Source organism: Sphingobacterium thermophilum, from assembly GCF_039541675.1.
In the GTDB taxonomy this organism is placed as follows: domain Bacteria; phylum Bacteroidota; class Bacteroidia; order Sphingobacteriales; family Sphingobacteriaceae; genus Sphingobacterium; species Sphingobacterium thermophilum.
In genome coordinates, this window is sequence record NZ_BAABGR010000003.1 from 116,558 (window position 1) to 139,449 (window position 22,892).

Annotated in this window: 22 protein-coding genes and 5 tRNA genes; 15 read left to right on the top strand and 12 right to left on the bottom strand. The window is 40.8% G+C overall.

Going from position 1 to position 22,892, the window contains the following annotated elements:
- Window positions 1-29: 29 nt before the first annotated feature.
- The 3 genes from ABD873_RS01270 to ABD873_RS01280 all read right to left on the bottom strand — a co-directional run bounded on the left by ABD873_RS01270 (window position 30) and on the right by ABD873_RS01280 (window position 3,852).
- Window positions 30-1,109, bottom strand: a complete 1,080-nt coding sequence (locus tag ABD873_RS01270) for a murein hydrolase activator EnvC family protein (protein ID WP_345063564.1) — start codon at window positions 1,107-1,109, stop codon at window positions 30-32.
- Window positions 1,110-1,391: 282 nt separating this feature from the next.
- Complete coding sequence (lolB1, locus tag ABD873_RS01275) at window positions 1,392-2,162, bottom strand: lipoprotein insertase outer membrane protein LolB1 (RefSeq protein ID WP_345063567.1); 771 nt, start codon at window positions 2,160-2,162, stop codon at window positions 1,392-1,394.
- Window positions 2,152-3,852 carry a tetratricopeptide repeat protein gene (locus ABD873_RS01280; RefSeq protein ID WP_345063569.1) on the bottom strand — a complete coding sequence of 567 codons (1,701 nt, stop codon included), beginning with the start codon at window positions 3,850-3,852 and terminating at the stop codon, window positions 2,152-2,154. The genes lolB1 and ABD873_RS01280 overlap by 11 nt, the downstream gene beginning before the upstream one ends.
- 228 nt (window positions 3,853-4,080) lie before the next feature.
- On the opposite strand from ABD873_RS01280, the gene rplM reads away from it, so the two are divergent.
- The 4 genes from rplM to tsf all read left to right on the top strand — a co-directional run bounded on the left by rplM (window position 4,081) and on the right by tsf (window position 6,739).
- Window positions 4,081-4,524 (top strand): 50S ribosomal protein L13, encoded by a 444-nt coding sequence (rplM, locus tag ABD873_RS01285; protein WP_039054043.1) that lies wholly within the window; start codon window positions 4,081-4,083, stop codon window positions 4,522-4,524.
- Window positions 4,525-4,535: 11 nt separating this feature from the next.
- Entirely contained in the window at window positions 4,536-4,922 is a 387-nt protein-coding gene (gene rpsI, locus ABD873_RS01290) for a 30S ribosomal protein S9 (RefSeq protein WP_345063575.1), read from the top strand.
- A gap of 18 nt (window positions 4,923-4,940) precedes the next feature.
- Window positions 4,941-5,741: a 30S ribosomal protein S2 gene (gene rpsB / locus ABD873_RS01295; protein WP_345063578.1), complete on the top strand. Its 801-nt coding sequence runs from the start codon at window positions 4,941-4,943 to the stop codon at window positions 5,739-5,741.
- A 161-nt stretch (window positions 5,742-5,902) separates the two neighbouring features.
- Window positions 5,903-6,739, top strand: a complete 837-nt coding sequence (gene tsf, locus ABD873_RS01300; protein ID WP_039053737.1) for a translation elongation factor Ts — start codon at window positions 5,903-5,905, stop codon at window positions 6,737-6,739.
- Between the two features lie 226 nt (window positions 6,740-6,965).
- Here the strand turns inward: tsf and ABD873_RS01305 are convergent, their stop codons facing one another.
- The 5 genes from ABD873_RS01305 to ABD873_RS01325 all read right to left on the bottom strand — a co-directional run bounded on the left by ABD873_RS01305 (window position 6,966) and on the right by ABD873_RS01325 (window position 11,626).
- Window positions 6,966-7,514 (bottom strand): alpha/beta hydrolase family protein, encoded by a 549-nt coding sequence (locus tag ABD873_RS01305; protein ID WP_345063584.1) that lies wholly within the window; start codon window positions 7,512-7,514, stop codon window positions 6,966-6,968.
- On the bottom strand, window positions 7,441-9,066 hold the full coding sequence (locus tag ABD873_RS01310) for a S9 family peptidase (RefSeq protein WP_345063587.1): 1,626 nt from the start codon (window positions 9,064-9,066) through the stop codon (window positions 7,441-7,443). The genes ABD873_RS01305 and ABD873_RS01310 overlap by 74 nt, the downstream gene beginning before the upstream one ends.
- A gap of 128 nt (window positions 9,067-9,194) precedes the next feature.
- Window positions 9,195-10,658, bottom strand: a complete 1,464-nt coding sequence (gene creD / locus ABD873_RS01315) for a cell envelope integrity protein CreD (protein WP_345063590.1) — start codon at window positions 10,656-10,658, stop codon at window positions 9,195-9,197.
- Window positions 10,659-10,709: 51 nt separating this feature from the next.
- Window positions 10,710-11,012: a transcriptional regulator gene (locus tag ABD873_RS01320; RefSeq protein ID WP_039053745.1), complete on the bottom strand. Its 303-nt coding sequence runs from the start codon at window positions 11,010-11,012 to the stop codon at window positions 10,710-10,712.
- A complete protein-coding gene (locus ABD873_RS01325) occupies window positions 11,009-11,626 on the bottom strand; it encodes a hypothetical protein (protein WP_345063594.1) in 618 nt (205 codons plus the stop codon). The genes ABD873_RS01320 and ABD873_RS01325 overlap by 4 nt, the downstream gene beginning before the upstream one ends.
- 402 nt (window positions 11,627-12,028) lie before the next feature.
- Between ABD873_RS01325 and ABD873_RS01330 the strand changes: the two genes are divergently transcribed.
- The 3 genes from ABD873_RS01330 (at window position 12,029) to ABD873_RS01340 (ending at window position 14,135) form a co-directional block, all read left to right on the top strand.
- A tRNA-Leu gene (locus ABD873_RS01330) sits at window positions 12,029-12,110 on the top strand.
- 68 nt (window positions 12,111-12,178) lie between these two features.
- The gene (locus ABD873_RS01335; protein ID WP_345063597.1) at window positions 12,179-13,510 is read left to right on the top strand and encodes a trigger factor; all 1,332 of its coding nucleotides are present in this window, start codon (window positions 12,179-12,181) and stop codon (window positions 13,508-13,510) included.
- A 67-nt stretch (window positions 13,511-13,577) separates the two neighbouring features.
- A complete protein-coding gene (locus ABD873_RS01340; protein WP_039053738.1) occupies window positions 13,578-14,135 on the top strand; it encodes a GNAT family N-acetyltransferase in 558 nt (185 codons plus the stop codon).
- Window positions 14,136-14,154: 19 nt separating this feature from the next.
- Here ABD873_RS01340 and ABD873_RS01345 read toward each other — a convergent pair whose 3' ends face one another.
- From ABD873_RS01345 to ABD873_RS01360, 4 genes are all read right to left on the bottom strand, one after another.
- Window positions 14,155-15,477 (bottom strand): DUF3943 domain-containing protein, encoded by a 1,323-nt coding sequence (locus ABD873_RS01345; RefSeq protein WP_345063601.1) that lies wholly within the window; start codon window positions 15,475-15,477, stop codon window positions 14,155-14,157.
- 257 nt (window positions 15,478-15,734) lie between these two features.
- Window positions 15,735-16,451 carry a pirin family protein gene (locus ABD873_RS01350; protein ID WP_345063604.1) on the bottom strand — a complete coding sequence of 239 codons (717 nt, stop codon included), beginning with the start codon at window positions 16,449-16,451 and terminating at the stop codon, window positions 15,735-15,737.
- A gap of 62 nt (window positions 16,452-16,513) precedes the next feature.
- Window positions 16,514-17,098, bottom strand: coding sequence for a Crp/Fnr family transcriptional regulator (locus tag ABD873_RS01355; RefSeq protein WP_345063607.1), 585 nt, complete (start codon window positions 17,096-17,098; stop codon window positions 16,514-16,516).
- Window positions 17,099-17,134: 36 nt separating this feature from the next.
- Window positions 17,135-19,285 carry a prolyl oligopeptidase family serine peptidase gene (locus tag ABD873_RS01360; RefSeq protein ID WP_345063610.1) on the bottom strand — a complete coding sequence of 717 codons (2,151 nt, stop codon included), beginning with the start codon at window positions 19,283-19,285 and terminating at the stop codon, window positions 17,135-17,137.
- 91 nt (window positions 19,286-19,376) lie between these two features.
- On the opposite strand from ABD873_RS01360, the gene ABD873_RS01365 reads away from it, so the two are divergent.
- The 8 genes from ABD873_RS01365 (at window position 19,377) to ABD873_RS01400 (ending at window position 22,747) form a co-directional block, all read left to right on the top strand.
- Complete coding sequence (locus ABD873_RS01365; protein ID WP_345063613.1) at window positions 19,377-20,123, top strand: UDP-2,3-diacylglucosamine diphosphatase; 747 nt, start codon at window positions 19,377-19,379, stop codon at window positions 20,121-20,123.
- Window positions 20,114-20,674, top strand: coding sequence for a Crp/Fnr family transcriptional regulator (locus tag ABD873_RS01370; protein ID WP_039053741.1), 561 nt, complete (start codon window positions 20,114-20,116; stop codon window positions 20,672-20,674). Before ABD873_RS01365 ends, ABD873_RS01370 begins: the two co-directional genes overlap by 10 nt.
- A gap of 68 nt (window positions 20,675-20,742) precedes the next feature.
- Window positions 20,743-21,072, top strand: coding sequence for a DMT family transporter (locus ABD873_RS01375; protein WP_039053742.1), 330 nt, complete (start codon window positions 20,743-20,745; stop codon window positions 21,070-21,072).
- 79 nt (window positions 21,073-21,151) lie between these two features.
- Window positions 21,152-22,225, top strand: a complete 1,074-nt coding sequence (prfA, locus tag ABD873_RS01380) for a peptide chain release factor 1 (RefSeq protein WP_039053743.1) — start codon at window positions 21,152-21,154, stop codon at window positions 22,223-22,225.
- Window positions 22,226-22,298: 73 nt separating this feature from the next.
- Window positions 22,299-22,372, top strand: a tRNA-Asp gene (locus ABD873_RS01385).
- A 55-nt stretch (window positions 22,373-22,427) separates the two neighbouring features.
- Window positions 22,428-22,504, top strand: a tRNA-Asp gene (locus tag ABD873_RS01390).
- A 51-nt stretch (window positions 22,505-22,555) separates the two neighbouring features.
- A tRNA-Asp gene (locus tag ABD873_RS01395) sits at window positions 22,556-22,629 on the top strand.
- Between the two features lie 44 nt (window positions 22,630-22,673).
- A tRNA-Asp gene (locus ABD873_RS01400) sits at window positions 22,674-22,747 on the top strand.
- The last annotated feature ends 145 nt before the right edge of the window (window positions 22,748-22,892 follow it).

Sequence of the window (22,892 nt, forward strand, 5' to 3'; positions counted from 1 at the left end):
TATGTAATAAATTTTATAATCAAATGTAACTATCTTGCTAACCAAGAAGATGGATTGACAGCCGTCATACCTTGCATCACACCGAAATACACTACCGGCGCTTCGAATTCCGAGTCAAAGCCTACCACACCGAGCTGTTGTCCCCTATTCACCTTCTGTCCTCTATGAACAGACAAGGATGACAAGTTAGAATAGAAGGTAAAATATTCACCGTGCTTTATCACCACTGTTCCTGCTACAGCCTGCACCACCTCTCCGGAAAATACGGCCTTCACGCTTGCGCCTGTAGAGGTACGGATGGCTATCTCTTCAGACAAACTTTGCACGCCTTCGATACTGTAAGGGCCGAAATTACGAACGATGTTACCCTGTGCTACAGGCCATGGCAACCTGCCTCGATTAGATTTGAAGTCAGCTGAAAGTCTGGCCGCCTCCGGCGTAGAACGCAAGATTTCGCTATCCGATTTCTTTGGTGTAGCTTTTTCTATCTCGGCCACTGTCTTTCCGGTACGCTTAGCTTCAGCTTCGGCTTTACGCTTGCGTTCCAGTTCGGCCTTGCGACGTTCCTCAGCGATTTCACGTGCCACAGCCGCCTTAATCAAAGCTTGGATACGCTTTCTTTCCTGCTGCTTCTGCGATAACTGCCCCTGGAAGGTACGTTCCTGCTTCACGATGGTATTTAGCTGCGACTGATGTGCTGCCCTATCCTTGCGAATGATGTCCCGTTCGCGCTCCTGGTCTGCCAACAATAGACGTTGTGCCTTCCTATCTGCTTCCATCTGCGCAATCTTCAATTCTATTTCCTTTTTTACTTTTTCGATTTCAGCCACTTTCACCTTACGGGCATCGCTAAACTGCTGTAAATATTTAATACGTTTAAACGCTTGGTTGAAGTCTTTGGAAGCAAAGATGAACATCAGCTTATTGTAGCCATTCCTATTTCTGAAGGCGAAAAGGATCATCTTCTCATAATCCTTACGCATCTTCTCTAACTCGGCCTTCAAGTTTTCTACTTCCGTAGTGTTCTTTCGAATCTGCGCTGATAGGTTGTTAAGCTCTCTGTTTATTACGACGATTTTTTCTTCACGAAGACGAAGTTGCTTGCTCAACGCGTTAATTTCACGTTGGGACAACATTTTTTCCTTAGTTTTGGCGGCTAACTCTTTATTTAGTAATGCTATTTCAGCATTAATCTTTTCTAATTGTTTCTTTAATTGAGTACTACTTTGACCAAATGATATTTGGCTACATCCAATTAAAAAGACTATGCTTAATACTATTTTTTTCAAACACATGAAATGAATCCGGCTTTACAGCTTTATTTTTTAGACTTCCAAAAATAATGATAACTAACTGGTTTGCCTAATAAAAAATATATTTTAACAGTGAAGCTAACGGATTACCTTATACTTAGCAGGCACCGTAAAAGGCATCTCCACCTCCTGATTAAACTCTATCTTGTTGTAGTCCAACACCACAGTAATGGACGTCTCCGCTGCATGGAGCTTAATATTTTGCCGTTGTGGATATTCATATCCTGTAACACTATTGAAGGAGCTATAGAACACCTCCAGTTTGTCACTGGAACCCACTGGCAATAGCCTGAATACCTTTGGCCGAGCACTGCCGCTGAGACTATACTGAAAGGAAATATCATCTTTGACTCCTACCAGCTGTGTCTCATCTTCAGCCTTGGCCACAGTAAGCTGGTGGGTCCGCAACAATTCGTTTGTCACATTCGACATAAGCATATTCTGCAAAATATTGAATGTAATGCCTTCTCCTGTATAGCGATGTATATAGGAAAATGGTTTGACGATATATTCACCTTGAAGCTTATTCATAATCTTAATAGAATCCGGTGTGATAAGGACACGCACGGCCTCTATATTGAGGAATGACGCGGTAACCGAAATCCATATCGCCTTACTGCGGTTGATACGCACATTCAGCGTAGCATCCTGCCTCTCCTTCCCGAATTCCACAGCAGCCTTGGCTCTTCCCGAGAAAGTATGGAAGTCCAGGTTGTTGATAACGATACCCGACACTACATTTTCAGACGAAGGTGAGGTAGTGATATTGGGCATCTGCACTACTTTTTTGGTCTTACAACCCGCAAGCAGAAACACCACGCACATACCATATATAATTTTATTCCACATATTTTTTTCCACTAATTTTTGTTTTGATTTTATCAATATTAGCGGCATTCTCTTCAGCATTGGCCATATGAATTTCTAAAGCCTTTTGCCATTGTTTTAGTGCCTCTTTCTCTTTCCCTAATTTAATAAGAATGTCTCCATAATGGTCAAAGAGAACCGCCGAGTTGGTTTCCATCTTTACGGCCTTTTCAATCCATGACAAAGCTTCTCTGAATTTCCCCTGCTGAAACAACACCCACGCGTAGGTATCCATCAGCGTTGCAGAATTGGGTTCCAGATCGTTAGACAGTTTAGAAAATCTCTCGGCACGGTGCAGATCTTTCTTTCGCTGCGCCAAGTAATAAGCGTAATTGTTCAGAGCACCTACATTCGTACTATCCAAGGCTATAGCCTCCTCGTAAGCCACATCCGAAAGATCCTTTTCATTAAGCTGATGATACACGTCACCCAAGGTGCCATATATCATCGAACGAAGGTAACTATTCTCATTTTCGGAAAAGTTAAGTGCTGTCTCCAATACCTCTCTCCCTTTTTGCCAATCGCTTTTGGCAATATGTGCCAATGCCGAAAAGTACAGCAGCTGGGAATTGTTAGGGTTGTGGCGCAACGCCTCTTGGCTGTGCTTGATACCTTCATCCGGCTGATTTAGAGCCAAATCCGTATTGATAAGGAGACGCCATGCATCAACATAACGAACATTCGAGTTGACAACCTTTAAAAATATGGTTCTGGCATCTTCTACATCCCCCTTACGCCAAAACAGCTCTCCACGTATAACCTGAGCAGCCAACATGTCTGGGTGATTCAACACTAACACATCAGCAAGCTGGATAAGCTTAGTGTCCGATAGAACTTTTTCATTGTACACCAGATTGGCTAATACCCTATATTTGTCGTCAAAGCTTGTGGTCGTCGCCGTAAAGCCTTCTTTAAGTGCGGCAAACATAGGTTCTGTCTTTCCTTGATCTTTGTACAGGTCTGCCAGATCAAGATACAGACTCTTATCGTTGGTAATCTTTATACCCTGCTCTATAGTAGAGATAGCTTCCTTTTGTTTTCCTTCTCTATTGTGAATATAACTTAAATAAGCATAGATATCGGCAATTTTGGTTTTACCATTCAAAGGCTGTAGTAAAGTTTTGGCCTTAGCATGCTCGTTCTTATTCAGATATATTTCTGCCATCACCAGATCCAAAGTGTCGGAATGTTGTGTTTTGGCCATGGTCTGATAGTGAGCTTCAGCCTTATCCAGCTGATTGTTCTGAGTATATAGAAGCAACAATTCTCTATCCAATCCCTCCGCCTTAGGATAAAAATTTTTCAGATTCTTGACCAACAGGATAGCCTCCTCAAACATGCCTTGCCTTTTATATATATCCATAAGCAAGTTGGAGAATGCCAGATTAGACTTTTCAAGCTCGTACGCTTTCCTAGCGTTGGCAATAGCTTCCTCCATATTGCCGGATTGACCATACAAAAGGCCTTTGGCATAGAATACTTCTGCCGCCTGCGGATAATCTTTTGTAATCTGTTCTAAAATATCGAGTCCTTCACGTAAATTTCCGTTACGCAAAAAAGACTCTACCTGTTGCAACTTATCTTTATAAGGTGGTTCCTTAGATTCCTGAGCAAAAGACCAAACAGCTCCTAACAGAAAGAAAACTACTACCAAAAACTTCTTAATCCCCATAATATGTATTTACTTTATATAACTGGACACCGTCACTAAGGTAACAATATCCCCTCTACTTCAAAGGAACAAAATACGTTTCAAAAGTTTAAATCGAAAACGTTTAAAAAAAGTTAAAAAAATATTTGAAATTTATGCTTTACAATTGAAAAGAAAATTACTACCTTTGCAATCCGATTGTAGTGATTACAATTGATTTTCAAACATTAATTAATTAAATAAAAGCAAGTGAATACGTTAAGTTACAAAACTGTCTCAGCCAATAAGAACACCGTTAACAAGGAGTGGATCGTTGTTGACGCTGAGGGCGAGATCTTGGGACGCTTGGCAAGCCAAATTGCAAAAGTAATTCGTGGTAAACATAAGCCAACATTTACCCCACACGTAGACTGCGGAGATAACGTAATCGTTATCAATGCAGACAAAGTTAAGTTGACAGGGAACAAACTAAGCGACAAAGTTTATGTTCGCTACACAGGCTACCCAGGTGGTCAAAGATTTGTTTCTCCTAAAGAGTTATTGGCAAAACATCCAGAACGCCTTATCGAGAAAGCCGTTCGTGGTATGTTACCTAAAAATCGTTTAGGTCGTAAATTATTCAAAAACCTTTATGTTTATGCTGGTACAGAGCACAAACATGAGGCACAAAATCCAAAACCAGTTAAATTTTAAGGAGAGCAAGCATGTCAACAACTAACACTTCAGGAAGAAGAAAAACTGCTGTTGCTCGTATTTTCTTAGGAGCTGGCAGCGGAAACATTACCGTAAACGGTAAAGATTACAAAGAATATTTTCCAACATTGCCATTGCAATACATCGTTACGCAATCATTAAGCGTAGTGGAGTCATTGTCAAATTTTGATGTTAGAGTTAACGTTCAAGGTGGTGGAATTAAGGGACAAGCAGAAGCTGTGCGTTTAGCTATCGCTAAAGCATTGGTAGAGCTTAACCCAGAAAACAAACCAGCGTTGCGCGCTAAAGGATTGCTTACACGCGACGACCGTATGGTTGAACGTAAAAAACCAGGACGTCGTAAAGCACGTAGAAGATTCCAATTCAGTAAACGTTAATCAAAGGAGGAACACAAAATGGCAAGAACAACTTATCAAGAATTATTGGATGCGGGTGTTCACTTTGGTCACCTTACTCGTAAGTGGGATCCGAAAATGGCTAAGTACATTTTCATGGAACGCAACGGTATCCACATCATCGACTTGAACAAAACTCTTACGAAATTAGAAGAAGCTGCTTCAGCTATCAAACAAATCGTAAAATCAGGTCGCAAAGTATTATTTGTAGCTACTAAAAAACAAGCGAAAGAAATCATCTCACAACAAGCTAAGGCTGTGAACATGCCTTACGTTACAGAGCGTTGGTTAGGTGGTATGCTTACGAACTTCGCAACAGTACGTAAGTCTATCAAGAAAATGTCCAACATCGACAAGATGCAAAAAGATGGTACTTTCGACGTACTTTCTAAGAAAGAAAAATTGATGATTCAACGTGAGCGTGTTAAGTTAGAAACCTTATTAGGTGGTATCGCTGACTTAAACCGTCTTCCAGCTGCTTTATTCATCGTGGATGTAAAAAAAGAACACATCGCTGTGTCTGAAGCACTTAAGTTGAACATCCCTACTTTCGCGATGGTAGATACAAACTCTGACCCTACTAACATCGACTTCCCAATCCCTGCTAACGACGACGCGACAAAATCTATCGCTCTTATCGCTAGTATCATTGGTCAAGCGATCGCTGAAGGTCTAGAAGAACGCAAACGCGAAAAAGAAGAAGAGGCGGAAAAAGAAGCAGCAGCCGCTAAAGCTGCAGCTGATGGTGGCGCAGAAGCGACTCCAGGAAAACGCACTCGTAAAGCAAAAGACGTAGAATAGTATTCTATACATAAAGCCGGATAGACAAGTGTAGGTTTCTGGAAGTATGCTTCCTCAATCCCAACACGTCTTTCCGGTTTTTTCGTTCATAACAAACACCTGTAGTCGTCAAGCTAAGGTGTTCATTTTAACATTGTAATTTTATTAAAAAAGAAAATATCATGTCAGTACAAATTTCTGCATCAGATGTAAACAAATTGCGTCAACAAACTGGCGCAGGTATGATGGATTGTAAAAAAGCTTTAATAGAAGCTAACGGTGACTTCGAAGCAGCTATCGACTACCTACGTAAAAAAGGTGCTAAAGTAGCAGCAAGCCGTCAAGACCGTGATTCTAACGAAGGTGTGATTATAGCAAAAGCTGCTGCTGATGGTAAAAGCGGTATCGTCGTAGAAGTAAACTGTGAAACTGACTTCGTAGCTAAAAACGCTGACTTCATTGCTCTTGCTGAAAAAATCGCTGACACAGCTCTAGCTAATAAACCTGCTTCATTAGAAGAATTAAAAGGTCTTTCTATCGATGGTAAAACTGTTGCTGATGCCTTAATCGAGCAAACAGGTATCATCGGTGAAAAAATCGATGTTTCTAAATACGAAACTATCACTGGTGAAAAAGTTATCGCTTATATCCACGGTAACTACCGCCTAGGTGTATTGGTAGCTCTTTCTGCTGCTGTAGAAGGTGCTGAAGAGGCTGGTAAAGACGTGGCTATGCAAATCGCTGCGATGAACCCTATCGCTATCGATAAAAACGATGTGGACGCAAAAACTATTGAGCGTGAGCTAGAAATCGCTAAAGAGCAAATCCGTGCAGAAGGTAAACCAGAAGAAATGGTTGAGAAAATCGCTCAAGGTAAATTGAACAAATTCTACAAAGAATCTACTTTATTGAACCAAGAGTTCGTTAAAGATTCTTCGAAAAGCATCGCTCAATTCTTAGACAGCGTTTCTAAAGGATTGACAGTAACAGCTTTCAAACGCGTTCAATTAGGTGCTTAATCCATAAAGAATCATCTAAAATCCAAATAAAAAGCCTTGCTTATTAAAGCAAGGCTTTTTATTTTATCCACTTCCTAAAACGATTTGTTAAATTTTTGTTAAAACAGACAACCTAATAAAATAATGGCACACAATTCGCGTTATAGAAGTAAATTCATATTTAGGTTAATAATTGGTTAGTTTGGAAAAGTCTGAAGTTCCCCGCTTCAGACTTTTCTTTTTTGCATTACAAAGTTTCCTTTAACCAACCGAAGAATTCTCTCTGCCACACTTGAGCATTGTGTCCTGTAAGCACCCAGTGGTTTTCATCCGGAAGATAAACAAAGCGGCTTTTTATTCCTTTCAGCTGAGCCGCTTGAAAAGCCTCCTGACCTTGTCCTATTGGCACGCGGAAATCTTTTCCTCCTTGAAAAATAAGGATTGGCGTATTCCACTTGTCAATATGCTTGATAGGGTTGAACTCCTGATAAGATTTTGCATTTTTTCTATCCCAATACGGACCTCCCAAATCGTAGTTGGCAAAGAAGAGCTCTTCAGTGGTGCCATACCATGATTCCATATTGAACAGGCCACAGTGCGAGATGAAAGTTTTGAAACGACCTTCATGTACTCCTGCCAACATAAATACAGAATAGCCACCGTAACTTGCTCCTATAGCCCCTATACGTTCACTATCCACATAAGGTTCTTTCTTGAAGTCATCAATAGCAGCAAGATAGTCGCGGATAGCTTGCCCCCCCCCAATCTTTAGAGATGTCGTGATTCCACTTAACACCCCATCCAGGCATTCCTCTTCGGTTAGGAAGGATAACGATATAACCTTGAGAAGCCATAAGCTGGAAATTCCAACGGAAAGAATATCCTTGTGTTGTGGCTGATTGAGGACCTCCCTGACAGAACAATAAGGTAGGATACTTTTTGTTAGGGTCAAAATCCGGCGGATAGATTACCCAAGAAAATAGATCTGCACCATCGGAGGCTTTACAGAAGCGCCCTTCCACTTTTGTTTCTTTCAGCTGAGCATACAATGCATCATTAACCGAAGTGATTGGCGTAAGATTTTTCTTTTTGAGAGAGAACAAATAAATCTCAGTGGCTCGTGTCATAGTTGTCGATGTTACGACAAGGCCCTCTTTTGTTTCTCCCACAATACCATTGATATCAAACTGTCCTTGACTCAGCTGCTGAATAGCCGGCAACGAGCGTACATTCAGATTGGCTGGTACCGTCAACTCAAAAAGCTGAACCGTACCTTTTGTCGGTGCTACAAAATATATCTTCTTATTGTCTTTACTCCAGAAAAATGAATTTATGGTCTCATCCCAATGTGCAGTGAGGTTCAGCTTTCTGCCATTAGCTATATCCATCAGCATGATGTCGTTTTTATCGACCTCATAGCCGTCTGTCTTCATGCTCAGCCAAGTAAGATATTTGCCGTCAGGACTGAAGGACGGATTAGTATCATAGCCCATCAAACCTTCCGTAAGGTTTGTCGTCTGCTTGGTATCTAAATCGTACTTGTAGATATCGGTATTCGTGCTCAAAGCATAATCTTTCCCAAATTTCTTCTTGCACACATAAAGTATGGATTTACTATCCGGCGCCCAAACATAGTCTTCTGCCCCGCCAAATGGTGCAGTAGGCGTATAATAAGGCTGTCCCTCCAACAGATCTATGGCTTCACCGATCTGTCCTTGGTTGTAGCTCGCTACAAAAGGATGGTTGAACCGTCCGTCGTTAAAGCTATCCCAATGTTTGTAATCCAAATCATCATAGATATAAACATTGGACTTTGGAAGATCCGGATACTTGTCTACACTATGGTATTTCTTGATAAGCACTTGCTTGCTGAAAAGGATATGTTTCTTATCTGGGGAAAGTTTAACATCCGAGAGTCCTCCCTCATAGTTGGTGAGCTGTACGGCTTCTCCTCCATTTATATTTTTCTTCCAAAGCTGTCCTTTATATAAATAAATCACTTCATTTTCCGGTGTAATCTCAATGACTGACTCACCTCCTGGATCCGTAGTGAAAGGTTTAGCCACACCTCCTTTTACAGGTATTGTAAATAGATTTTTCTCCGATTTGTTCTGCTCGAAAGAATAATTTGACACACCGTACACGAGGGTAGAACCATCAGCACTTAATCCTTCTGCCGACACTCGTCCCACAGCCCAAAGGTCTGTAGGTGTCATGGCACGCTTCGATAAAGCTTCTTTCATCTGTGATTTAAATTGATTGGCATCTACTTGCTTTTCAGGAAGGCGCTGAGCCTGTCCCTGAAGTCCCAAAAGTAGAAAAGCGGATAATATAGTTACTTTATTCATCTTCTCTATCGTTTTGTGGTACAAGATAGGAAAGAATTTTAAAAGTGTCTATACTAGCTCTCTGCTTCTCCTCATCCATAACATCAAGATATAAGTCAAATATATCTTGATACCTTCCTTTCCCAATCTCATTGCCTGTCGAAGGTGTACCAATTTACCTTTGTAGACAACTTCATCAATACGGCCAGAATAATAAATATGCCTATAGAGCCGACGATAAGCGAATAATCCCTCAGTTGCATAAGCACATATATAAATACATAAAATAACGAGAGAATCATCCCAAACAAAAGAGCTGTCTTCTTCTGTTGGGTGATCATCAGGATAAATGATGCTATTAAGGATACTGTGGCAATTGACGCTATTAAATAGGCAATATTGAATCCCAAATGCTCAGAAATGGCCAATAACAGCGAGTAAAATACAACCATAGCGATCCCTATAAGTATATATTGAAGTATATGGATACGCTGTTTTTTGATAATTTCTGTGAAGAATAAAGAAGCAAATGTCAGCACTATCACCAAAATGCCGTATTTCGCAACCCGATAGGTCTTCTGATAGTTATTCACCTCCGGAAGGAAATTCACTTGAACCATATCCGTATCTGTCGCCACGGAGGACTGTGAGGCAGGATTAGAAAGCTCTTCGCTTGTCATTATCATATCTTCTCTCGACAAAGGGATGTCGGCAAAGTTGTATATACGCTGTAGACCTATCCACTGCTGAGGTAACTTACGACCAAAACTAGCAATGTTCCAAACGGCCTGGAATCCCTCCTGCCCCACCTTACGGTCATCCGGTAAAAATCCCCCATTAAAGCTGGGATTTGACCAGCTGCCTTCTACCATAAGCTTTGTTTGGTCTGCCAAAGGAAGGAAATTGAACGATTTCGAACCTTTAATCTCATAATTAAGTTCAAATGTTGAAGCAACCTTATCGTCTTCTCCTAATCCTATTGGCGCCGCTTCTAACATGTTTGGAAATACCCCCTGTATGGAATTATCCTTTTTCAGCGTATAATGGTTACCCGCAAAATATAAGCTTGGAGAAAGAGACAATCCTTTGATATCTTCTACTCCAAAGATGATTCTGGCATTTTTCCAGTCTACAGTGTTTCCATCAATCCTAAGAGCAGAAAGATCGGGCTTATTAAAATTCCCCTTAATCGACACCTTAGCTGTGTATACGACAGATTGATAGATTCCTCTATTCAAAGTTTCCGGCGTTACGGATACTTTAATATCGGATTTTTCCGGCAACATAAAGATCCAGTCATTCGCTAAAGTTTTTACGGAAGCAGATTTTCCTTCAGCATCTTTTTGTAGCGTCTCTTCCCAATAGCTATAGGGGATAGCCAGCACGGGCGCACTTACCACCTGTGCCCTACCCCATTTTTGAGCAATTTCCTTGGTTACGCTTTCTTCTCTTTGCCTTCGCTCCTGAATCAGGTCATAGATCCATGACATCGGTATCAACATAAACGAGGTAAGAAAGAAAATAACAACCATCTTCAAAACCGACGAATTTGTCAATCGGTCGTAGATGCTTACTAAACCTTGATCGTGTACATTGTGATTTGAAGTCTCCATAATAGCATTGTTTAAAAGTACTTTTGTTTTCAAAGTTATTGGTTAAAAAAATTATTTATACTGTTGTTTGATTAAATTTTCTAGAGCCATAAGGTGATTTTCAAAGGCCTTTTGACCTTTCTCGGTTTTGCGATACTTGGTATGAGGCTTTCTGTTTATGAAAGATTTTTCTACGGTAATATATCCTTCTTTCTCGAGACTTTTCAGGTTGGAAGCTAAGTTGCCGTCCGTCACCTGCAAAAGTTCTTTCAGTGAATTGAAATCGTAATGTTCGTTTGCTACCAGAATGCTCATGATTTGCAACCGAACACGATTTTCCAATATCTTGTCGTATAGAGATAAGTCTAACTTCACTTTTCGTAACGCTGATGTACGATTAAACCATAAACAATATGCAAAAGGCCAAATCCGGCAGCCCAGAAAAAGATGCCGTAGCCAGGCAGGCACAAAGCTAGTAATCCCAAAATAATATCCAAAATCCCTAACCACCGCAGCTCCTTAAACGAAAAGTAAGAGGCAGAAACTAGAGCTAGTCCATAGAAAACAAGCAATGTGAAAGCAATCAGTTCGTAATTTCCATTATTAAGGAATATCAAACTTATCGTTCCTCCTGTGATCAAAGGTATCAGCATAGCCTGCAATAAAGCTTTACTAGCCGGATTCCACACCGACTGTCTTGCCTGCTTTGCCTTACGTAAAGCCATAAGATAGCCTGTCACTATAGAAGCTAACAAAACCAACAATGCAATAAAGGTAAATACGGGAATCGTGTCTGCATTTAGATACTGATCACGATATGCAAAAACAGCATCACCCCCATAAATATATGCATAAGCTGTCCCCGCACCTATTAAAGCATAAAAACCAATCAATACGCCTGACAGCCCACTGATGGACATAAATTTTGATGATTTCTCCATCAAGGAACGTATATGCCCTATTTCGTCTATTAAATCTTTATGATTCATAAAAGTACTTTGATATCCAAAGTTGATGATAAAATTTTACATCACCAAATTTTTTTTAAAATTACACCATACATCCTCCACAAGTTTTCTGAATAATCCGACAATTCTTAATTTTTTTCCCCTTCTCCACCCCCGACAACGGGAATAATGTCACCTTCCCTTTCGGAAAAAAGAAGTGAAAAACCATCTTATCGTGAGCAATCTTAAGCGTGATATAAGCGATACACACCTTGTTGTCGAGAAAAATTATGAGACAACACAAAAAATCATGAAAAAAAATATATTTCTGATAACTAACCTATTAGCCCATTTACAGTAAAAAAACATAAAATTTATTCATCAAAAGACTTGACAAAACCGAAAATAGCGCCTATCTTTGTGTCATCAAAAGAAATCCTAACTGCGGAAGTGGCGTAATTGGTAGCCGCACCAGACTTAGGATCTGGCGCCGCAAGGCGTGGGGGTTCGAGTCCCTTCTTCCGCACTTGATATCCTCCCGAAAAAAGTTATCGGGAGGATTTTTTTTATAATGCGAACATAACGCTAAAAAGTATGAATATTTCACATCAGAAAATCGACAACATCGCTAAAATTACTATCAATTTAGCACCAGAGGACTATAATCCTGCTGTCGACAAAGCGATTAAAGATCAAGCTAAAAAAGCAAAATTACCAGGTTTCCGTCCTGGCATGGTACCTGCAAGTCATATTAGACGTACTTTCGGTAAAGCTATCTTATTCGACGAAATCAATCGACTTATCAACGAAAAGATTTCGGCATATATCACCGAGCAAAAACTAGAGGTATTAGGCCAACCACTTCCTGCAGAAGGTGAAGAGGACGCACAATACAACTGGGACTTCAAAGATACTTTCAACTTCAACTACGAAATAGGTTTAGCGCCTGAGTTCGAAATTCCTTTCGATGCATCTGCTGAGTTCACTCAGTACGACATCAAAGCAGATGAAGCTACCCTAGCAGAACGTATCAAAAACTTACGTCGTAGCTACGGCAAAATGACTAACCCTGAAGTATCTGAAGAAGGAGATGTTCTTTATGCTACCTTGAAGCAAGATAAAGAAGGCGGAATCGAAAAAACTACTTCTGTACGTACAGACATCATCGAAGACGCTAAAATCAAAAAATCTTTAGTAGGTCTTAAAAAAGATGACAGCGTAAAAATCGACGTTAAGAAAGCTTTCCAAGTAGCTGACCTAGCTCGCATCTTAGGTATCACTGAAGAGGAAGCTGAGAATCTTGACGTAACGAAATTCGAACTTACCGTTAAAAATATCAACAGATTAGAAGAAGCAGAACTTAACCAAGAGTTCTTCGACAAATTGTTCGCAGCAGGAGAAGTTACAACTGAAGAACAGTTTACCGCTAAAGTAAAAGAAGAAGTTGAAAACCTTTTCAAACAAACTTCAGATCAAAAATTACGCAACGACATGTACACTTTCGGCATGGACAAAGTTGACGTAAAATTCCCTGAGGAGTTCTTGAAAAGATGGTTAAAAGCTACAAACCCTAACCTTACTGAACAAGAAATCGAAGAAGGTTTCGCTGACTTCTTGAACAACTTGAAATGGACTATCATTGAAAACCGCATCATCACAGCCAACAACTTAGAAATTAAATATGATGAGGTGGTAGATTTGGCAAAAGAACGTATCTACGCACAAATCAAGATGTACAACTTCAATGAAGAGCCTACGGAAGAACAATTGAACCAGTTCGCCCTTCAGTTGCTTTCAGACAAAGAACAAGCTAACCGTCTGTTTGAAGAAGTTAAAGCCTTGAAAGTATTCGATTACTTGAAATCTAACGTTAAAATCAACTCACAAGAAATCGACTACAACAAGTTTCAAGAGCTAGATAAATAAAATTTTATTGATTTTAGAATGTAAAAGGTTAGCAAAGACGTTTGCTAACCTTTTTTATTTTAAGAATATGAGAATACGTAAAGCTACTCCTCAGGAGGCCTCCATCCTAGCAAAACTCATGAACTTAGCGATGAGAGAAATCACCTATCAATTCATAGGTGAAACTAACAGTGATAAAGCGAATGCTTTTCTCGCTTACTTTATCGCACTACCAGACAATCAATATTCCTATGAGAATATTTATGTTGCCGAAGTGGGAAATGAGATTGCTGGCCAGATCTGTTTGTACGATGGAGCAAAATTGTTGACATTAAGAAAACCAATATGGGAGAAAATAAAATCTGACTTCGGGAAAGATTATCACGCAGCAGAAGAAACACAAGCCGGTGAATTTTATATTGATACCTTGGCGGTAGCGCCACAATATCAAGGTAAAGGTATCGGAAAAGCTCTCTTAGAGTTTGCTATCGAAGAATTTGTTAAAAAACGGCAACAAACCCTAGGACTTTTGGTAGAAAAAGACAACGATAAAGCCAAACGGCTTTACGAAAAGTTGGGATTTGAAGTAGTAGAGCAGATAGATATTTTCGGAAAAGTGATGGAGCACATGCAAATAAAAGCCTAAGCTCCATCATTTTTTTTACTTAAAAAAGAATATTATATCCCACAGATAATCTTCCAAAAGGAAACTCCTTAGTGAAATCAGGATACTGCTGGTCTTTGAAGTGTCCATCCAACGCAAAATATCCTGAAGCTATATTGAGTGAAAAGCGCTTGAAGACACGTAAGCTTGTTTCTACCGTGGCGGCATGCAAGAGGTAATACGATTTCGTACCGCTGATGGTATGAAAATAGCCTCCGTTATAGTTGGCATAAATCAGCAAGCGGTTCAACAAACTCAGCTCCCCCACAAACCGATAAGAAGCCCCCGAGCCATAATTGTAATTTCTTGCCTGCCCATACCAGAGGTAGGGGTCCGGCACTGCCGCCAACAAGACCGCTCCTGCTCCTACAGATAAATTTAAGCGGTTTGTACTCTTATATCGGAATTCCGAATTCCAGTTATAAACCAAACTCTGGGCACCATAAAAGAATGCATCATTATTATAAAAGTCGTAATGCGCATTTAAGGTCCCAAAATGTTCTCCTTTCTTTGACTTAAAGAATTCGGCGCCATATAACAAAGCATGTACGTTGATCGTGCTGATTCGCGAACTATCGCCATTTCCCAGCTCAAAATTCACAGAAAACTGATCAAAAGGACGCTTGAAGTTATGATCCCCATTAGAGTAGTAAAATCTCAAACGGGCATATACGGAATTTTTTCCTTTCTCCAGAAAATCTCCTGTCTTAGTGTCGAATCTCCTTAGTCCCATGTCAAATTCGGCACTGATATGAGAAGAGTCTGCAGCATAATAATCATCGATTTTCTTACCCCACTTTCCATCAAGAAGTCGGTTCAGGCTATTCACTGGATTTACCAATAGGGCTACAATTTCATTCCCAATAATGTTATGCCCATTTTTACTACGAGCCAAGATGTTACGTGAAACACGATGCGTCATCTCCCCCAATATTATCCCCCCGAAAGTGGTGTTCACCAAATCATTGATGGAGGGATGCTGTGTCTCTCCTCCCGTCTCCCAGATATAACTACCTAAAAATGTAGCTATACTGGATTGGTAGAAATTGTATCCATTACTGCGAAAAGCATTGAAATATATCTGTCCGTGATATGGATGATCAATCTGGTTGGTAGTAAATTGGTTGTCATCCCAATCCCAGGCGCTGATTTTCTGATGTTGAATAAAATTTTTGAAAGAGATATACGAAAAAGGATCCCTTTTGATAAACCTATTAAACGTAGCTGGGAAAGCCTGCGCTAAAAACCATTCCGAGCTGGCTCTCCAAAAGAATTTCTTACGCGTAGGGATAAGCTCCTTTTCAACCTGTATCGTATCAAACAAAGTAATAGGTTTCCAAAATTTTCGGGGAGGCTTAACCCTGGAAGTCAAATTATAAAGGGAAGAATCTCTTTTCTCATTACTTTCTTCAGCAGCAAACAGAAAGAACGGAAAACTTAAAAGCACAAAAAATAATCCTAGGTTTTTCAGCATAGACCACAAAAATAGAGGTTTTTGTACTTTGTCCCTTCCTCTTTGTAATTTTTGGACAATATTATTACAATTTAATAAGAAAAAACATTCTCTTTATGAGAAAAACGTTACAAAAGAGAAACTTCCATAAGTAATAAGAAAGAATCCTCTAGAGACTTAACAGTTATTTGTCGTACATCTTCAATTCCAATGGCATCTCTCCTTTGCAGGGTCTGTCCTGCTATTTCCACTTCTCCTTCCAATACCATAAGATAAAGTCCTGTAGTTTCTCCTTTCCTGGTGTAATCCAACACTTTATTTTTATCTAAATCCGCTAGATAAAACCAAGCCTCCTGATAAATCCATGTTCCTTCTTTCTCTTCTGCTGATGGAGATACAATCTGTTGCCACCTGTTTTTACGACTTTCAGGATTTATTTTAATTTGATCATAGCGTGGTTCCACATTCTCTTGGTTAGGAAAAACCCAAATCTGCAAGAACTCTACAGGCTCCACCTCGCTTGCATTATACTCACTGTGCTGAATACCTTTACCGGCGCTCATAACCTGGATTTCGTTTTCACCTATCACTCCCGAGTTGCCCATGCTATCCGTATGAGCCAATGCCCCTTTCAATGGTATGGAAAAAATTTCCATATTACTATGAGGATGAAGACCGAAGCCACTACCTCCTTCCACATGATCATCGTTCAGCACCCGCAAGGCCCCAAAATGAATACGTTCAGGGTTGTAGTACCCTGCGAAGCTGAAGGTGTGATAGGTTTTCAACCAGCCATGGTCAGCATAACCTCTACTGCCTGCTCTATAAAGGGTCGTCCTCATCATATACTCCTTTCTTTGTTTTACACAAAGATAATTCACCCTTCTGGCGTATTTCTTAACTTACATTAAGAATTAGCCTTTATTCTTTCGGCACGCAGCTTACTCAAAAACTCAGGAGTGATGCCTATATAGGAGGCAACGGATTTTTGAGGAATGGTATGTATGAGAGAAGGATACATCTCGCAAAAGCGTTCATACCTCTCCTTCGCGGAAAGACTTAGATAGTTTATCGTTCGTTGATTGCTGGAGGCCAGTGCATTTTCCGTCAGAATGCGGAAATACCGTTCCAACTTAGGAATACTATCGAAAAGCGACAGCTGGCAACTTCTGCTTAGCAACAGAACCTTGCTGTCAATAAGTGCATCGATATAAAGAATGCTGGGTTGATTCTTCACAACAGAGTACATATCCGAAATCCACCAGTTTTCTGGAGCAAACTGCAGAATATGTTCAAATCCGTTACGGTCTACGGTATATGAGCGTAAACATCCTTCCACCACAAAAGCAGAATAATATGGGATTTCTCCTGCCTGATGCAAAAACTTTTTGCGTGGCACCTCCCTTTCCTTCACTAAGCTCTTGATAATATCTATCTCTTCTGATGAGAGAGCCACTATACCTTGGATATGTCGGATTAACTTTTCTACCATAAAAAAGGACGACCTTCTCGTCGTCCTACTAATTTACTATTTAATTTCGGTATAGCCAATGCCCATATTCTGAAACATGAAGGCCCATCGATCTGCATATTCTTCAATCTGCATTGACGTCGATTTTCCGGCACCATGTCCTGCCTTCGTATCTATGCGAATAAGGACCGGATGGTTTCCTTTGTGGTACTCCTGAAGGCGTGCGGCAAACTTGAAAGAATGTGCTGGCACCACACGGTCGTCATGATCTGCCGTGGTGATCATCGTCGCCGGATAGGCTACGCCGGGTTTCAACGCATGATACGGAGAATAACGATACAAATATTCAAACATCTCTTTGCTGTCCTCCGAAGTACCGTAATCAAAGGCCCATCCCGCACCGGCCGTAAACTTATGGTAACGTAACATATCCATCACCCCTACGGCAGGGAATGCCACCTTGAAGAGCTCCGGACGCTGCGTCATACATGCTCCTACCAAAAGACCTCCGTTGGAGCCTCCCGCGATAGCCAAACGTTCAGAAGATGTATATTTTTCACTAATCAGATATTCTGCCGCAGCAATAAAGTCATCAAACACATTCTGCTTATTCATCTTGGTGCCTGCCAGATGCCATCTTTCTCCATATTCGCCACCTCCACGAAGGTTAGCCACAGCATATACTCCTCCTTGTTCTAACAGTATTACCTGTGCTAGGCTGAAGGCAGGTGTCAAACTGATATTGAATCCTCCGTAACCGTACAATAGGGTTGGATTCGTCCCATCAAGCTTTATCCCTTTTTTATGGGTGATAATCATCGGCACTTTCGTTCCATCTTTAGAGGTATAAAACACTTGTTTGGACTCATACTGTGAAGGGTCAAACTTCACTCCCGATTCTTTATAAACTTCGGATTTACCCGTTTCGATATTGTATTTATAAATTGTGTTTGGATGGATATACGATGTAAAGGAATAATATAAGTGCTTATCCTTTTTCTTTGCACTGAATCCGCTGGCAGTACCTACTCCTGGCAGCTCAATTTCTCTTTCCAGCTTTCCGTTCCGGTCATACTGCTTAACCATGGAGATAGCATCCTTTAGGTAAGTGGCAAAAATCTTACCTCCTCCTACAGAAGGGGTAAGGACATTCTCCGTCTCTGGAATAAGATCTGCCCAATGATCTGGGGTAGGATTGGCAAAGTCCACCGTAACAATCTTACCATTAGGAGCATTTAGCTCTGTATAGATTATCAGCCGTGAGCCTTCATTGTCCAGCACAGCGTGATTTTTGTCCATATTCGGAACGATGGCCACAAAATCCGAATTAGGTATAGTCAAATCTTTGATATACAACTCATTGCCGGAAGTAGTATTGGCGGCACTTACAACCAAAAATCGCTCATCTTCCGTAAGATAAGCACCTATATATCGTCTTTTGAGATTTTCACCTCCTAAGATGAGCTCATCGTCGGTCTGTGGGGTATTAAGCTTATGAAAATATAGCTTATGAGCGTCTGTCATTGCCGACAGAATAGAACCTTCTTTAGGTCTGTCGTAGGAACTGTAGTAAAACCCTTCGTTTCCTCTCCATGCCAATCCCGAAAATTTAACATTGACTAATGTATCTCCTACAATGGATTTATCCGCAGTACGCATGACGATAACCTTACGCCAATCCGATCCGCCTTCAGAAATCTGATAGGCCACTAAGGAGCCATCCTTGCTGAAAGAGATGCCTGCCAGCGAAGTGGTCCCATCTTCCGAAAATTTGTTTGGATCTAAGAAGATTTCTTCTTTACCATTTTCTCCTTTCTTCCTATAAAGTACGGACTGGTTTTGAAGTCCGTCATTTTTGAACCAATAAATATATTCCCCCTCCTCAAAAGGTGCAGAATACTTTTCATAGTTCCACAAATATTCTAGGCGCTGCTTGATAGCTTCGCGATAAGGAATCTGTGAAAGATAATCCTGCGTCACCTCATTCTGTTCTTTGACCCAAGCCTTAGTCTTATCCGAAAGGTCGTCTTCCAGCCAACGATAAGGATCTTCTACTTCTGTACCGAAATAAACATCTTTGTGGTCTATCTTTTCGGTCTGCGGGTAAGGTTTTAATGTGATATTTTTCAATGCTTCAATTTTATTCTGTGACTGACAACTTACTAGAGCCATCATCATGACCAAACCTGAACTTATATTCTTTCTCATAATTTAAAATTTATAACACAAAGCTAATAAATATTGGGAGTTTGCAGATAATGGTTTGTTTGCATGTGCTATTTTGGTAATTTTGACCAATATGCAACCAAGAGACAAGATATATTTTGCATCAGATTTCCATCTAGGAGCATATCCTCAATCCAAATCGGAAGAACGGGAGCGGACAATCGTCAGCTGGCTTGACCATATTAAGAAAGATGCTGCAGAATTATATCTTGTAGGAGACATCTTTGACTTTTGGTTTGAATATGCTACTGTCGTTCCCAAAGGATATATTCGCTTCCTAGGGAAATTAGCAGAACTGGCAGACATGGGCATCAAGCTGACTTTCTTCAAGGGGAATCACGACATGTGGATGTTTGGTTATCTGAAGAAAGAGCTGAAAGCCTCCATCATCGATAATGAACTGGAGCTCAACCTAAATGGAAAGAAATTCTATATACATCACGGTGATGGTTTAGGTCCGGGAGACAGAAAATACAAGATGCTGAAAAAGATTTTCCGAAGTCCCTTGTGTCAATGGCTTTTCGCACGCTTACACCCCAACCTAGGTATAGGCATAGCTACACGTTGGTCACGCCACAGTCGCATCTCGAGTCAAGCACCGGAAACTTTTCTGGGAGAAGACAAAGAATGGCTCATCATCTATAGTAAAGAGCTTTTGCAAAAAGAACATTTCGACTATATGGTCTTTGGACATAGACATGTTCCTTATCATATCAAGGTGAACAATAGTACAGAAGTCGTGAATCTCGGAGAATGGATCAACCATTGCACTTATGCCGTATGGGACGGTGAAAACCTATCCTTAGAAAAATGGAGCTAACAAAAGGCATACAACAGATATATCCACTCGTGGAAGAGGATATGGATAAGATTATTGCCATAGCCCATAAACTCTGCGTTTCTAAAGGAGAGATACTCATCCAACACCAAGAGGTAAACAAATACATCTATTTTCTCGAAGAAGGCATATGCCGCATTTTTTATCCGAAGGAAGAAAAAGAGGTTGTACTGGACTTCTGCTTTCCTGGTGATATCATATTACCGCTCAACAGCTATGTTCACTCTCTTCCAACCTACGAAATCGTTGACACCTTAGAGCCTTGTGTCATCTACAGAATTTCTATCCAGGAGCTGCAGGAGCTCTATGCCTCTTCCCTATCCATAGCCAACTGGGGTCGCAAGCTTGCAGAACTGGAAACCCTAAAAATCGAAGCACGTCTTATGCAAAGCCTGTTCAAATCAGCAAGTGAACGCTACACTGAGCTGTTGAAAAAAGCACCTAAGCTCCTCCAGCGCATCAAATTGGGCTATATAGCTTCCTACCTAGGGGTTTCACAGGTAACTTTATCCCGCATACGTGCAGAGATATAATTTTTTATCATTTGTAAAAGGTTATTTCCTGCCGTTACCTCATCTTTGTACTTCATAAACACAAACATATGAACTGGATATTTTTAATTTTAGGAGGACTGTTTGAGGTAGGCTTCACCACTTGCCTGAGCAAAGCCAAAGAAACTACAGGCACCACCATGTACGGATGGTATCTGGGGTTCGTGGTCTGCCTCTTTGCCAGCATGGGACTATTGATCAAAGCAACACAAACTCTACCTATGGGTACCAGCTACGCCGTATGGACGGGAATTGGAGCTGTAGGAACAGTTTTGATAGGCATCATCTTCTTTAAAGAGCCTACAGACTTCTGGCGTTTGTTTTTCATTTTCACCCTTATCGCATCCATCGTCGGATTGAAAGCCGTATCAAGTCATTAAAAAACTACGTGTAATCAGATAAATTTTCAGTAATTTTGCCAATCCAAAAGACTTTTTTGGACCTGAAGGTTTTAGAATTATGTTAGAAAAATTACAAGCAATCAAAGAAAGATGGGAAGAAGTGGAAGCTGAATTAAGCAAGCCTGACACCATCTCCGATATGAAGCGCTTTGCGAAACTGAACAAAGAATATAAAGAGTTAGGCAAAATCGTAGAGCAATACCATATTTATAAAAATATTATAAGCAACATCGAAGCGAGTAAAGATATCTTAGCCAACGAGAAAGACCAAGAACTTCGCGAGATGGCTAAGGAGGAATTGGAAATTCTTTCCACACAAAAAGAGGAGAAAGAGGAGGAAATACGCCTCATGCTTATCCCTAAAGATCCTGAAGATTCACGTAATGCCATCCTCGAAATCCGTGGTGGTACAGGAGGTGATGAGGCAGCTCTTTTTGCGGGCGACCTTTACCGTATGTACACCCGCTTCTGTGAGAAAAAAGGATGGAGAACAGAAGTTATGGATGTTACGGAAGGAACAGCGGGAGGATATAAAGAGGTTATCATCAAAGTTATAGGCGAAGACGTATATGGACAGCTGAAATACGAATCAGGTGTACACCGCGTACAACGGGTGCCAGATACGGAAACACAAGGACGTGTACACACCTCCGCAGCATCCGTAGCCGTACTTCCTGAAGCAGAAGATGTGGATGTAGAACTTAACCCTGGTGATATAGAGATGCAAACTTCACGTTCGGGAGGTGCCGGTGGTCAGAACGTCAATAAAGTGGAAACAAAAGTACAGCTTACACACAAACCTACCGGTATAGTCGTGGTATGCCAAGTAGAACGCTCACAATTGGCAAACCGTGAGCGCGCAATGGAGATGTTGCGTAACAAATTGTATGAGCTAGAACTTAATAAGAAAAATGGCGACATCGCTGCCAGAAGAAAGACTTTGGTGTCTACCGGAGACCGTTCGGCAAAAATCAGAACCTACAACTACCCACAAGGTCGTGTTACCGAACATCGTATCGGTTTGACACTTTACAACCTTCCTGCAATCATGGACGGTGATATTCAGGAGATTATCGATGCACTGCAATTTGCAGAGAATGCAGAGAAGATGAAAGAGGGTGCTGTAGACTAATTTTTTTGATAAAAAAGTTTGTTTTTTCGCAAAACAGCCCTATATTTGCACACCTTCTCGAAAGAATGGTTGAGGTCTGGTAGTTCAGCTGGTTAGAATACATGCCTGTCACGCATGGGGTCGCGGGTTCGAGTCCCGTCCAGACCGCTGAAAGAGGAGAAAGTGCTCTCCAAACGTTCTGAAAAGTATTGAAAATAATTCTGGTCTGGTAGTTCAGCTGGTTAGAATACATGCCTGTCACGCATGGGGTCGCGGGTTCGAGTCCCGTCCAGACCGCCAGATTATTTTCAACACTTAGCACGTTCTTTAAACGTATCAAAAAAGATTTTAGGTCTGGTAGTTCAGCTGGTTAGAATACATGCCTGTCACGCATGGGGTCGCGGGTTCGAGTCCCGTCCAGACCGCTAAAATTCTTTTTAAACTACACACTCACATTAAGAAATTTTCAGGTCTGGTAGTTCAGCTGGTTAGAATACATGCCTGTCACGCATGGGGTCGCGGGTTCGAGTCCCGTCCAGACCGCTGAAAAAAATTAAAGGTTATTCTTCCGAATAGCTTTTTTTTTTAATCGTATCTCCCTTATAATAATCCCTTAACTCTTTGGTCTTATGGAAATCTATTATGTCTACATCATCAGATGTAATACTTCCGGAACACTGTATAAAGG